10 protein-coding genes and 1 tRNA gene are annotated in these 13,520 nt (G+C 66.4%); 6 read left to right on the top strand and 5 right to left on the bottom strand.

Going from position 1 to position 13,520, the window contains the following annotated elements:
* Positions 1-36 precede the first annotated feature (36 nt).
* The 5 genes from C3B78_RS12680 to C3B78_RS12660 all read right to left on the bottom strand — a co-directional run bounded on the left by C3B78_RS12680 (position 37) and on the right by C3B78_RS12660 (position 4,281).
* The gene (locus C3B78_RS12680) at positions 37-1,089 is read right to left on the bottom strand and encodes a M4 family metallopeptidase (RefSeq protein ID WP_104998387.1); all 1,053 of its coding nucleotides are present in this window, start codon (positions 1,087-1,089) and stop codon (positions 37-39) included.
* A gap of 146 nt (positions 1,090-1,235) precedes the next feature.
* Positions 1,236-1,308: transfer RNA gene (locus C3B78_RS12675), tRNA-Arg, on the bottom strand.
* 115 nt (positions 1,309-1,423) lie between these two features.
* Positions 1,424-2,965 (bottom strand): ferredoxin--NADP reductase, encoded by a 1,542-nt coding sequence (locus tag C3B78_RS12670; protein ID WP_104998386.1) that lies wholly within the window; start codon positions 2,963-2,965, stop codon positions 1,424-1,426.
* Positions 2,962-3,834, bottom strand: coding sequence for an FAD:protein FMN transferase (locus tag C3B78_RS12665; protein ID WP_104998385.1), 873 nt, complete (start codon positions 3,832-3,834; stop codon positions 2,962-2,964). Before C3B78_RS12665 ends, C3B78_RS12670 begins: the two co-directional genes overlap by 4 nt.
* Before the next feature lie 3 nt (positions 3,835-3,837).
* Entirely contained in the window at positions 3,838-4,281 is a 444-nt protein-coding gene (locus C3B78_RS12660; protein WP_104998384.1) for an FMN-binding protein, read from the bottom strand.
* A 184-nt stretch (positions 4,282-4,465) separates the two neighbouring features.
* On the opposite strand from C3B78_RS12660, the gene argS reads away from it, so the two are divergent.
* The 6 genes from argS (at position 4,466) to rho (ending at position 13,505) form a co-directional block, all read left to right on the top strand.
* Positions 4,466-6,130 carry an arginine--tRNA ligase gene (gene argS / locus C3B78_RS12655; RefSeq protein WP_104998383.1) on the top strand — a complete coding sequence of 555 codons (1,665 nt, stop codon included), beginning with the start codon at positions 4,466-4,468 and terminating at the stop codon, positions 6,128-6,130.
* A gap of 4 nt (positions 6,131-6,134) precedes the next feature.
* The gene (gene lysA, locus C3B78_RS12650) at positions 6,135-7,610 is read left to right on the top strand and encodes a diaminopimelate decarboxylase (protein WP_104998382.1); all 1,476 of its coding nucleotides are present in this window, start codon (positions 6,135-6,137) and stop codon (positions 7,608-7,610) included.
* Positions 7,611-8,927, top strand: a complete 1,317-nt coding sequence (locus C3B78_RS12645; protein ID WP_104998381.1) for a homoserine dehydrogenase — start codon at positions 7,611-7,613, stop codon at positions 8,925-8,927.
* On the top strand, positions 8,928-10,034 hold the full coding sequence (gene thrC / locus C3B78_RS12640) for a threonine synthase (protein WP_104998380.1): 1,107 nt from the start codon (positions 8,928-8,930) through the stop codon (positions 10,032-10,034).
* Positions 10,035-10,036: 2 nt separating this feature from the next.
* Positions 10,037-11,023 carry a homoserine kinase gene (gene thrB / locus C3B78_RS12635; protein ID WP_199775248.1) on the top strand — a complete coding sequence of 329 codons (987 nt, stop codon included), beginning with the start codon at positions 10,037-10,039 and terminating at the stop codon, positions 11,021-11,023.
* Positions 11,024-11,318: 295 nt separating this feature from the next.
* Positions 11,319-13,505: a transcription termination factor Rho gene (gene rho, locus C3B78_RS12630; RefSeq protein WP_104998379.1), complete on the top strand. Its 2,187-nt coding sequence runs from the start codon at positions 11,319-11,321 to the stop codon at positions 13,503-13,505.
* Positions 13,506-13,520: the final 15 nt, after the last annotated feature.

The raw sequence follows: 13,520 nt of genomic DNA, 5'->3' as shown, positions 1-13,520 counted from the left end.
TGGCTGCCGCCCCGAAGTACGGCAGCCAGGAGTCCGTTAAAGCTTGACCTTCACAGTTTCCCACGCCTTAAGGACGGCGTCATGCTCGGCGGATCCGGAACCGAAGAGCTCCACGGCCGATGCGGCCGTGGCACGCGCAAAGACCCTGAAGGTCGCCGTGGGAGGCAGCGTTCCGCCCGTGAGTGCCTCGTACCAGATGCGCCCGGGGGAGTCCCAGGCGTTTCCCCCGAGCGTCTCCGCCACGAGGTAGAAGGCGCGGTTGGGGATGCCGGAGTTGATGTGGACCCCGCCGTTGTCGGCGCTCGTCTTGACGTACGTGTCCATAGAGTCCGGCTGGGGATCCTTGCCCAGCACGTCGTCGTCGTACGCCGTGCCGGGAGCCTTCATGGAACGCAAGGCGCTGCCCTCCACTTGGGCGGTGAAGAGGCCCTCGCCGATCAGCCAGCTGGCCTCGGCAGCGGACTGGTTGTTGACATACTGCTCGACCAGTGCGCCAAAGACGTCGGACATGGATTCGTTGAGGGCGCCCGCCTGGTTACGGTAGGCGAGCGCGGCGGAATACTGGGTGACGCCGTGGGCCAGTTCGTGGCCGATGACGCTCAGGGACATGGTGAACCGTTCGAAGACCTCACCGTCGCCGTCGCCGAAGACCATCTGCCTGCCGTTCCAAAAGGCGTTGTCGTACAGCTTGCCGAAGTGGACCGTTGCGTCCAGCGGCAGCCCCCGTCCGTCGATGGAGTTGCGTCCGAACACGTCCGCGTAGAGGCGGTGCGTGTGGCCAAGCCCGTCATAGGCCTCATCAACCGCCGGGTCATCCGTGGCGGCTTCACCCTCCTTGCGGACCAGCCGGCCGGGGAGGATCTCTGAACCGCCGGCGTCGTAGATGCCCCGGTTTGACGGTCCGGGTTTGGCCTGGCGGACGCCTTCCGGCACGCCCGGCACGGGCTGGGACCGTGCCGAATGGAACGACTCCACATGGCCCAAAGCTTCCCTGGCTGCCCTGGCCGCGGACAAAAACTCCGGCGCACCCTGTTTGGCCAGCCTCCTCAACAGGTAAGGCGGAACGATAGAACAGAACGGAACGTGCATTGCGTACCCCCTCGACTTGGTGACTTCAGACTACGAGGGCGCACCGACAATCCTCCGCAGGCTCACGTACGGGAGCAGGCAGACTGCACGGGGACAGGGAAGCAGAAAACCCCGTCACTTCCTTGAAGTAACGGGGTTTTCGTCTGTGCCCTCGATAGGATTCGAACCTACGACCTTCTGCTCCGGAGGCAGACGCTCTATCCCCTGAGCTACGAGGGCAATCCGGGGTTTCCTGCCGTTGCGGGCGGGACGTCCTAGAGCTTAGCAGGAAGGTGGCCCGCAAGGGAAAATCGCCACCGCCCCGTCACCCCGGGGCGCGGTCCCGGGCCGGAAATCAGTAGCCGGAGAATGAGTCCACGTGAAGCCTGCGGGCCCCTGCCTGCTTCGCTGCCTTGCGCAGTGACGCGACGCTTGCAGGTGATCCCGAGACGTAGACGTCCCGGTCCGCTATGTCCGGGACCAGTGCCCGGAGGGCTTCGCCGTCCAGGCGTGTGCCGTCCCAGGAGGCGGCGGCCAGGTCCGGCGGCGGTGCGGAACCATCCGCAGTGCGCACCAGGACGCGGATGCCCGCCGCCCGCAGTTCCTGCGCATAGGCTACCTCGTCGGCGCTCCTGGCCAGGAGGAGGAGGACAGCGTCCCGTTCCCGCAATCCTCCTGAAGACAAGTGTGAAAGATAGGGCGTGATGCCGATCCCGGCGGCAATCAGCAGGACCGGCTTCCGGGGATCCCGGGGGAGGACAAAGTCGCCCCCCACGGAGGTGGCGGTCACTTCGTCTCCGGGCTCCAGCGCAAGGAGGACCCGCTTCGCCGGGGACACGGGCTCAGCTGTCCGCACGCCAAACTTCACCATGCGTTCATCCGGTGCACTTGTCAGGCTGAACACACGGCGCCGGCCCTTCCTGTCCGACTTCACCTGCGGCAGGTCCAGTTCCATATACTGCCCGGGCGCAAACCGGACCGGCCGGGACGGTTCGAAAGAGAACTCCGTAGTACTTGGTGTCAACGCCCTGGCCCCGGCAAAACGAAGGGTCACGGTCCCGCGCTGCCCCGCGAGGAAAGCCAGCAGGTTGCCCAGCAGCAGCGCCGCTTCCGGAGAGTTCGCCAGGAAACCGACGTTGTAGGGAACCGCGAAAACGACGCCCACCACCGCAGCCAACGCCAGCTGCTGCCAGCGCCGCGGCGGGAGCGTCAGCGGTTCGGTAAGCATGAATCCAACAAAGAACAGCAGCGGCCGCTGGGCAAAGGACTGCCACAGGGCCATGCCCGCTGACAGCCCGGCCTGGAGCAGTTCGGAAGTGATGATCGCGGCGGCAACAACGGTGAACACCGAAGCCATGAGGAACTTCCGGGTGCGGTAGAGGACCAGCAGGACCCCCGGAACCAGCAGCCACAGCATGGCCGGCGTGGCAGCCCACCACGTTGCGATGTTCAGGCCGGTGAGGCCCGTGACGAACGCGCCGGCTGCGGCAGGGTTGAACACGTGCCGGCCGCGCCAGGCGAGGGCATATTTCGACGCCGATGCCAGCACGCACGCCAAAGCCACCCCAGCCACATCCATAGGGGCGAAGGAGGGCCAGAACAGGAAATAGAGCAGCAGCCCGGTGATCAGAGACGACTCGGAGTGCGGCCGTACCCGGAACAGCGCTGCCAGCGCCCTGTTCGATGCGTACGTCAGCCCAAGGCAGAGGACCAGGTGCGCCAGCATCTCCGGAATGCCGAAAGTCAGCCAGCCCAGGGCGTTCAGCACAAGGCTGTATCCGGCCAGGACCGCCAGGACCACAAGGATCAGCCGGTACATGGTGAACCGGCCCAGCACGGTATCCAGCCGGCCGACGGACAGGGCCGGGCGGGCTCCGGGCGCTTCAACAGGGCTCATGAAAACAGTGTCCCTTCAAATCCTGCGGAATGGGCTGCGCTTCCGTCCGAGAAGACCGTCAACCAGGAAAAATCAAAAGACTGCTGGAGTTCGCCACCGGGGAGGAAGAAGAGCGCCGTTGCCAGGGCGTCGGCCAGCATGGCGGTTTCCGCCAGCGCCCAGGTGGCCACAGCTGTCCTGACCGGCCGGCCGGTCCTGCCGTCCAGGACGTGGTGCAGGCCGTCGCCCCAGACGCGCCGGTTTGCGGCAGAGGCGCAGAGTGCCCGGCCGGTTAGCTGCACCACTCCGATGGCCTGGGCTGCGTTGTACGGGTGTTCCAGGGCCACCGGTACCGGATCCTGGCCACGCACCAGGAGGTCCCCGCTGGCATCGATGATGAACGCCTTCACACCACCCGCCTCAAGCTCAGCCGCCAGCAGATCCACCAGCAAGCCCTTGCCGGCGGCCCCGATGTCCAGGACAGCCGGGGCCCGAGTGGTGAGGGTAGTGCCCGCCCAGTCCAGCACGTCGTCCCAGACCGGTGCCGGCAGCGGGGAGCCGGAGGGCCGAAGCGAGTAGCCGGCGTCATAGCCCAGGCGCTCCAGGCTGGTGCCGATGAGCGGGGTCATTGCCCCGCCGGTGAGCTGGTAGAGGGTGCGGTAGACCAGCCCGAGTGGCCCGGCCTCGGCGGGAAATTCATACCGTCCGGGTTCCCTGGCCATCGCAGTGACGCGGGAATCGTCCCGGAACCGGGACCAGTCGGCGTCGAACCGTTCCACCACGCCAAGGAGGCGGGCCCGCAGGGCGGGATCGAGCAGCCGGGGCGTAGAGACCTGCCAGTGCGTGCCGATCCCCTCGAACGCAAAGTCCTCCAGGGCTCCGTCCGGCACGGCCTACTTTGCCTCCGACTTGATCTGCTCCAGGGCCTTGTTGAAACCGCCGCTGGTGAGGGAAGAGCCCGCGACCTTGGACACATTGAGCTCGTCAATGTCCTTGCCAACCACCTGGGCCGCGATGCCGCCGGCAAACTCGCCCTGGAACTTGCGGGTATTCGGGTTGGACGGGTGCTGGGTGATCTGGACGTCCGTGACGGTCCCGGCGGCAAGGGTGAGCTGGACGCCAACTGTCTCCGTACCGTTGGGCGAGACATAGGTGCCATCAGCGCTGTACGTGCCGTCCTTGTATTCCGCCCCGCCGGCCCCCGGTGCTGATGCTCCCGTGGAAGGGACGGTTGCCGCGGGGGCGCTGCCGGGTGACGGTGCGCAGCCTGCCACCGTTCCCGCCAGGGACAGGCCGGCGATTCCGGCGTAAACACTTTTACGGACTGAGGGTCTCATCAGGTTCTCGTTTCATCGGGAGGGGACGCAGGAAGGGAACTGCCCAGTGGTTACGGTGTTGTCAACGCAGAAGCCAGCCTATTGGTTCAAGCTGTGTGGGGGTTTCTGACTTCCTGTGGATCGACAGGGTGCGCGAAGCTCCCTGGATTCCTTTGCTGTGACCGGCCCCCGGTAGTCTAGAAGGGTGACTCCCGAAGAACTCTCCCTCGCCATATCCGCCTGCCTGAAGGACGCTGTTGCCGCCGGTGACATCGCCCTTGCAGCATCAGCTGTCCCTGATGAGGTGCGCGTGGAGCGACCCAAGAACCGGGACCACGGCGACTGGGCCACCAACATTGCCCTGCAGCTTGCCAAGCAGGCCGGCACCAACCCGCGTGAATTCGCCACCATCCTCAGTGCCCGGCTGAAGTCCATCGACGGCGTTGCCGCCGTGGACATCGCGGGGCCGGGGTTCCTGAACATCACCGTGGATGCGGCTGCCGCCGGCGCCCTGGCCAAGGTGATTGTCGAGGCCGGAAAGCAGTACGGCACCAACTCCGCGCTCGCCGGCCACACGGTGAACATGGAGTTTGTCTCGGCCAATCCCACCGGGCCCCTGCATATCGGGCACACCCGCTGGGCAGCGTTGGGGGATTCGATCGCGCGCGTGCTGCGCGCGTCCGGGGCGGATGTGACCGCCGAGTACTACATCAATGACGCCGGAACGCAGATGAACGTCTTCGCGCACTCCGTCTACAACCGGCTGCACGGCCTCCCCGTGCCCGACGGCGGTTACCCCGGACAATACATTGCGGACCTTGGGCACGAGGTGCTGACAGAGCACCCGGACATCCGCGAACTGACTGAAGTTGCGGCCCTTCCGGTGATCCGCGCCGCCGCCTACAAGGCGCAGATGAAGGACATCAAGTCCACCCTTGCGGACTTCGGCGTGGAGTTCGATGTGTTCTTCTCCGAGCAGGAGCTGCACGACGCCGGTGCGATCGAGAGTGCCGTGGCGCGCCTGCGGGAGCAGGGCCACGTGTTCGACGACGGCGGCGCGGTCTGGCTGCGGACCACCGACTTTGGCGACGACAAGGACCGGGTGATGATCCGGGCCAACGGCGAGCCGACGTACTTCGCAGCCGACGCCGCCTACTACCTGTCCAAGAAGGACCGCGGCTTCACCGAGAAGATCTACCTCCTCGGCGCCGACCACCACGGCTACATCAACCGGCTCAAGGCGATTGCCGCGTGCGCCGGCGACGACCCCGAGGTCCACATCGAGGTGCTGATCGGGCAGCTGGTGTCCGTCAACGGAGCGAAGCTGTCCAAGCGTGCCGGAAACATCATTGAGCTCAAGGACCTGATCGACTGGCTGGGGAAGGACGCCGTCCGCTACTCGCTGGCACGCTTCCCCGCCGACTCCCCCCTGACCCTTGATCCGGAACTGCTTAAGAAGCACAGCAACGAAAACCCGGTGTTCTACGTCCAGTACGCCCACGCCCGCTCCCGCGGCGCTGCCCGGAACGCCGTGGCGGCGGGGGTGGAGCGCCAGGTGGACGGCAAAGACAGCTTTGACGCCTCGCTGCTGGACCACGCCACCGAGAACGAGCTGCTTTCCTACCTGGGCAGCTACCCCTCGATCGTGGCCAAGGCTGCCGAGCTGCGTGAGCCGCACCGTGTGGCGCGCCATCTGGAGGTCATCGCCGGCGCCTACCACCGCTGGTATGACGCCTGCCGCATTGCGCCCATGGGCGACGAAGCGGTGACCGATGTCAACCGCACCCGGCTGTGGCTCAACGACGCCACGAGCCAGGTGCTGGCCAACGGCCTTGACCTGCTTGGCGTTTCCGCGCCGGAACGGATGTGATCCCATGGCTGCACAGGACCCCGCCGCCGGTTCCCCGCTTGCCCCCGGCTGGCTTTCTGTCCCTGCCGACCTGAATGCCCTTGAGCCAAAGATGTGGGCACAGGACGCGGCCAGGAGCGATTCCGGTGAACTCACCATCGACGGAATTCCGGTCAGCGAGCTCCAGCGGCAGTATGGAACCCCGCTCTTCGTCATGAGCGAGACCGACTTCCGTGCCAGGGCACGCGCCTTCAGCGACGCGTTCAACAATGCGTTCGCCGATATCTGCGGGGGAGTGGACGTCTACTACGCCGGCAAATCGTTCCTGTGCACCGCCGTGGTGCGGTGGGTCGAGGAGGAGGGGCTGCGGCTGGACACTGCGTCCGGCGGCGAGCTGGCCGTTGCGGCAAAGGCCGGGATTCCCGGCGCCGACGTGGCCCTGCACGGCAACAACAAGTCGGACGGGGAGATCCACCGTGCGCTGGACATGAAGCTGGGCCGGATTGTGGTGGACAGCCTCAGCGAACTGGTCCGGGTGGGCGCCATCGCTGAACGCCGGGGGGAAAAGGCCAAGGTCATGCTCCGGCTCACGCCGGGGGTCCATGCGCATACGCACGAATTCATTGCCACGGCCCACGAGGACCAGAAGTTCGGCCTCTCCATGGCCGCGGACACCACCGACCAGGCCGGGCTGTCCGCCGCCGAAGAAGCAGTGGCTGCCGCTGCCGCGCACCCGGGCATTGAACTGCTGGGACTGCACTGCCATATCGGATCCCAGATCTTCGAGCCGGACGGCTTCGCGATGGCCGCCGAAAAGCTCCTTCGCTTCCTCGCCGCCATGCAGGAAAAGTACTCCATTGTCCTTCCGGAGCTGGACCTCGGCGGCGGCTACGGCATCGCCTACACCCCGGTGGACACCCCCCGTCCTGCAGCCGAGATCGCGGAGGCGATGGCCGCCGTCGTCCGTTCCACCTGCGCAGAACTGGGCATTGACTCGCCCCGCATTTCCATCGAGCCGGGACGCGCCATCGTGGGCAGCACCACCTTCACGCTTTACGAAGTAGGGACGATCAAAACCGTGCGCGTGGACGCGCCGGCCCCCTCCAAAGCCAGTGACGGAGGCAACAACGTTACGTATCCGCGCCGGTATGTTTCGGTGGACGGCGGCATGAGCGACAACGCCCGGCCCGTGCTCTACGACGCCGATTACTCCGCAATTCTGGCCTCGCGCGCGTCCGCGGCGGCTCCACAGCTGTCCCGCGTGGTGGGCAAACATTGCGAGAGCGGCGACATAGTTGTTAGAGATGTATATCTGCCCGAGGACGTGGCAGCCGGTGATCTGCTTGCTGTACCGGGGACCGGCGCCTACTGCTGGGCCCTTTCAAGCAACTACAACTATCTGGCCCGCCCGGGCGTTGTCGCGGTGCGCGACGGATCTGCCCGGCTGATTGTCCGCGGGGAAACCGAAGAAGATCTGCTGAACCGCGACATGGGAGCCTGAATGACGGAATTGCGAACCCTGAAAGTAGCCCTGCTGGGCTGCGGCAACGTTGGGGCCCAGGTTGCGCGGATCCTCATTGAGGACGCCGACGCCCTTGCCGCCCGCGCCGGCGCCCGCCTGGAGCTCAGCGGCATTGCCGTGCGCAACGTCAACGCACCCCGTGATGTGGACCTGCCGCAGGAGCTCTTCACCACCGACGCCGAGACACTGGTCAAGGACGCTGACCTGGTCATCGAGCTCATGGGCGGCATTGAGCCTGCCAGGACGCTGATCCTCTCGGCGCTGCAGAACGGCGCCTGCGTTGTCACCGGCAACAAGGCCCTGCTGGCCCAGGACGGGCCCACCCTCTACGAGGAGGCGGACAAGGCGGGCGTCCAACTCTCCTACGAAGCGGCCGTGGCCGGCGCCATCCCCATCCTCCGGCCCATCCGCGACAGCCTTTCCGGCGACCGGATCACCCGGGTGCTGGGCATCGTCAACGGCACCACGAACTTCATCCTGGACCAGATGGACTCCACCGGCGCCCAGTTCGCCGATGCCCTCGCAGAGGCCCAGCGCCTCGGCTACGCCGAAGCGGACCCAACGGCCGACGTCGAAGGCCACGACGCCGCCGCCAAGGCGGCCATCCTGGCTACCCTCTCCTTCCACACCCGGTTCGCGCTGGAGAACGTCCACTGCGAGGGCATCACCTCCGTCAGCGCTGCCGACATCGCGGCAGCGAAGGATGCCGGTTTCGTCATCAAGCTGCTGGCCATCGCCGAGAAGCTGACGGATGCCCACGGCGCCGAAGGTATCTCCGTGCGCGTGCACCCCACGCTGCTTCCGCGGGAGCACCCGCTGGCCGCCGTGCGGGGTGCCTTCAACGCTGTGTTCATTGAGGCGGAAAACGCCGGCGAACTCATGTTCTACGGCCAGGGTGCCGGCGGCACGCCCACGGCATCTGCCGTGCTCGGCGACCTTGTCTCCGCTGCCCGCCGCCTGATGCTGGGCGGACCGCAGCGCACCGAGACCACAACCGGCCATGTTCCGGCCCTGCCCATCGATGCAGCCACCACCAGCTACTACATCGGCCTCGACGTCGCTGACCAGCCCGGTGTCCTGGCCCGCATCGCACAGCTCTTCGCGGAGCACGGCGTATCCATCGAAATCATGCGGCAAACCATCCACAAGGACGCCGAATCCAACACGGAATCGGCCGAACTGCGGATCATTACCCACCGCGCGTCAGAGGCTGCCCTTGCGGCCACCGTCGAGGCCGTCAAAGGCCTGGACGTCATCAACTCAGTTACATCCGTTCTGCGGGTAGAAGGAGTCTAAGTGGCTCACCAATGGCGCGGCGTCATCCGCGAATACGCTGACCGTCTGCCCGTGACGGAATCCACCAAGGTCATCACCCTGGGTGAAGGCGGCACACCGCTGGTGCACGCGCAGAAGCTCTCTGAGCTCACCGGTTCCGAGGTGTACCTGAAGGTTGAGGGCATGAACCCCACCGGTTCCTTCAAAGACCGCGGCATGACCATGGCCATGACCGCCGCCGTTGCCGCCGGGGCAAAGGCTGTGGTCTGCGCCTCCACCGGAAACACCTCCGCCTCTGCTGCCGCCTACGCCACCGCTGCCGGCCTCAAGTGCGCTGTCCTGGTGCCGGAAGGCAAGATTTCCATGGGGAAGCTCAGCCAGGCCATCGCCCACGGCGCCACGCTGCTGCAGGTGGACGGCAACTTCGACAACTGCCTGGACATCGCCCGCAAGCTGGGGGAGTCCTACCCGGTGTTCCTGGTGAACTCCGTCAACCCCGCCCGCATCCAGGGCCAAAAGACCGGAGCCTTCGAAATCGTCGATGCGCTGGGCGACGCTCCGGACATCCACGTCCTGCCGGTCGGCAACGCCGGAAACATCACCGCTTACTGGAAGGGCTACAAGGAGTACTCCGCGCCCTTCGAGTCCGAAACGGCCGGCACCCTTCCCGCCGTCTCCACCAAGACCCCCGCCATGTGGGGTTTCCAGGCGGCAGGCGCAGCCCCCTTTGTTGCCGGCCACCCCATAACCGAACCGGACACCATCGCCACGGCCATCCGGATCGGCAACCCCGCCTCCTGGGACGGCGCCATCGGCGCCCGTGACGAATCCGGCGGACTGATCGAGGCAGTCACGGATGAGGAAATCCTGAACGCGCACCGCTGGCTCTCCGCACGCGAGGGCGTTTTCGTGGAGCCCGGATCTGCCGCCGGCGTGGCCGGGCTGCTGAAGAAGCACGCCGCTGGTGAAGTTCCGTCAGGCAAGACGATCGTCATCACCGTTACGGGCCATGGCCTCAAGGACCCCCAGTGGGCCCTGCGCACCGAGGACGGCAGCGATGTGCAGCCGGTCAAGGTGCCCAACGACGTCGTGACAGTTGCAGCCGAACTGGGACTGGAAGACAAGTAACCGTGGAAACCACCCTCACCGTGCCTGCCGAGTCCGCAGCCGCTGCGCCGGCAGTTCCGGCCGGCCAGCTGGTGACCGTCCGCGTGCCCGCCACCAGCGCGAACCTGGGCCCGGGATATGACAGCCTGGGGCTCGCCCTGTCTTTGCACGACACCCTGACGGTGGAAACACTGGGCAGTGGCGAGCTTCACTTCGACCTCAGCGGCGAGGGGGCTGAAACACTTCCACGAGATGCCAGCCACTTGGTGGTCAGGGCCCTCACGGAAGCCCTGCACCGCCTGGGCTTCCGGCACGAGGGGCTTCGGATCACTGCGGACAACATCAACCCGCACGGGCGGGGGCTCGGGTCCTCGGCGTCGGCAGTGGTAGCCGCCGTGACCGCAGCCAATGCCCTGGTCCCTGAGGCTGCCCGCCGCGGCAAGGACTGGATTCTCCAGCTCACATCCGAGATGGAGGGGCACCCGGACAACGTCGCACCTGCCATTTTCGGCGGACTGGCACTGTCCTGGCAGAACAATGACCAGTACAGGAGCACGCGGGCAACAGTGTCGGAATCGGTCATCCCCGTTGTTGCGGTGCCTGACTTCGAACTTTCCACGGAGGCGGCCCGGGCCCTCTTGCCGGCATCGGTGGGCCACCACGCCGCCGCGATGAATGCAGGCCGCGCCGCGCTGCTGATCCACGCACTGACGGCTAAACCCGAATTCCTGCTGGCCGGCACCGAGGACTACCTGCACCAGAGCTACCGGGCGGAGGCAATGCGCCCCAGCGCAGCGCTGATCGGCGCGCTGCGCGCGGCAGGATATGCCGCCGTCGTTTCGGGTGCCGGTCCCACCGTGCTGGTCCTTGCCGACGGAGAAGCCAAGGCGGCCGCCGTCGTGGCTTTCATCCAGGACTTCATCGAAGCCAACACGCCGGATATCGCATGGCGCGTTCTGAAGCTGGCAGTGGACGTTGAAGGTGCTAAGGTGGAGATGCACCGGCGGTAATTCCGCCTATCTGATCTCCTCCAGCATTCATTTGCGATTTGATCTCCTACTGCGCAATCTATTCCGGTGCCGCCTGCTTGGTCTGTCGCAGGAATCTGCAGTCTTAAGCTGCCCCTGATGCGTCAGTCCATCCCTTCGCCACGGGCGGAGTGGAAGGTGAATCAGTATCCGGCCCTGCTGGCCGAACTCCAACCGGCAAGGCCGAACAATCCGGCTGCAGATCTGAACTGCAACCCAGATCAAATCATCGCGTTCAGCTCCTCGTCTGGACGCCGTCGAGGGGGAAGGATCCTTCGTGACCGAAACCACTGAGCTGTCGCCAGCTGTGGAACTATCATCTTCTGCTGCCGAATCGCCGGCCGCACCCGCCAAGAGCAGCGGCCTCGCAGGCCTTAAGCTCGCCCAGCTGCAGGCACTTGCCAGCCAGCTCGGTATTTCCGGCGGTTCCCGGATGCGCAAGGGGGACCTGGTCTCAGCCATCTCCGCCCATCGTGCCGGCACCCCACTGGCCAAGGCTCCTGCCAAGGCAACCGAGAAGCGTGCCGAGAGCATTGCCGCCCCCGCCGTCTCCGCCCCGGTTGCCGCCGCTCCGGCTGAAGCTCCGGAAGCGCCCGCCGAAGGCACCCGTGCACGCCGTGGCCGCAGCCGCCGCGCAGTGAGCGACGGAGTGGTGGCTCCGGCCGCCGCCGAATCCGCTGCTGCCGCCGAAACCGCCGTTGCAGAAACCGGCGCCGCCGGGCCGGTCGAAGCTCCTGCGGAGGCTTCCGAGGCTACTGAAGGCGCCACCGAGCGCCGCCAGCCGCGCACCCGCAACCGCCGCCGCGGCGAAGCTGCCGCCGCAGCGCCCCAGGGTACGGAGGCCGCCGAGGCTCCAGCCGGACAGGCCGACGTCGAACAGCGCCCCGCAGGACAGGCCGCGGAACAGCGCGCCTCAGAACAGCGCGCCTCAGAACAGCGCACCGAAGCTCCGGTTGAGGGCGACGCAGGCCAGCGCACGGACCGCCGTGACGGCGGCCGCACCCGCGGCCGCGACGGCGGCCCGCGTGAGGGCACAGACGGCGGCCGTGACAACGCAGGCAGCCGCGAGGCCGGCCAGCGCGAAGGCTCCCGCCGGGAGGACAGCCGCGACGGTGACGATTCCGACGGCGGCAGCCGCCGCAACCGCCGCAACCGGCGCGACCGGAACGACCGCAATGACCGCTCGGGCGGCCAGGACCGGGACAACAGCTCGCGCAACGACCGCTTCCGCGACCGCAATGACCGCCGCCGCGGCCGCTCCCAGGGACCGGATGTCGACGACGTCGAGGTCACCGAAGACGATGTCCTCCTGCCGGTAGCCGGTATCTTGGACGTCCTGGAGAACTACGCGTTCATCCGCACTTCCGGATACCTGCCGGGCCCCAACGACGTCTACGTCTCCCTGGCCCAGGTCAAGAAGTACAACCTCCGCAAGGGTGACGCCGTCGTCGGCGCCATCCGGGCACCCCGCGATGGCGAAGACCGCAGCCAGCAGTCCGCCCGCCAGAAGTTCAATGCACTGGTCCGCGTCACCTCGGTGAACGGCAAGACCGCCGAAGAACTGAAGGACCGGGTCGAGTTCGCCAAGCTGGTTCCGCTCTACCCGTCCGAGCGCCTGCGCCTGGAGACCGATCCCAAGAAGATCGGCCCCCGCGTCATCGACCTCGTGGCGCCCATCGGCAAGGGCCAGCGCGGCCTGATCGTCTCCCCGCCGAAGGCCGGAAAGACGCTCATCCTGCAGTCCATCGCCAACGCGATCACCACCAACAACCCTGAGGTCCACCTCATGATGGTGCTGGTTGACGAACGCCCCGAAGAAGTCACGGACATGCAGCGCACCGTCAAGGGCGAGGTCATTGCCTCCACCTTCGACCGTCCCGCCGACGACCACACCACCGTGGCCGAGCTTTCCATCGAACGTGCCAAGCGCCTCGTGGAAATGGGCATGGACGTTGTGGTGCTCCTCGACTCCATGACCCGCCTGGGCCGCGCCTACAACCTGGCAGCACCGGCTTCAGGCCGCATCCTGTCCGGTGGTGTCGACTCCGCGGCACTGTACCCGCCCAAGCGTTTCTTCGGTGCAGCCCGCAACATCGAAAACGGCGGCTCGCTCACCATCCTGGCCACCGCGCTCGTGGAGACCGGGTCCAAGATGGACGAGGTCATTTTCGAGGAGTTCAAGGGCACCGGCAACATGGAGCTCCGCCTGTCCCGCCAGCTGGCTGACAAGCGCATCTTCCCGGCCGTGGACGTCAATGCGTCCGGCACCCGCCGCGAGGAGAACCTGCTCTCGCCCGAGGAAGTCAAGATCATGTGGAAGCTGCGCCGCGTCCTCTCCGGACTCGAGACCCAGCAGAGCCTTGAACTGCTGACCAACAAGATCCGGGAAACCCAGAGCAACGTTGAGTTCCTCATGCAGGTCCAGAAGACGACCCTTGGTGCGAAGTCGGATAACGACAAGTAGCTGAGTTACCGCTCA

It is taken from the genome of Arthrobacter sp. PGP41 (assembly GCF_002953935.1).
In the GTDB taxonomy this organism is placed as follows: Bacteria; Actinomycetota; Actinomycetes; order Actinomycetales; family Micrococcaceae; genus Arthrobacter.
The sequence above is the reverse complement of the archived record's forward strand: the minus strand, read 5'-3'. Positions and strand labels throughout refer to the sequence as shown.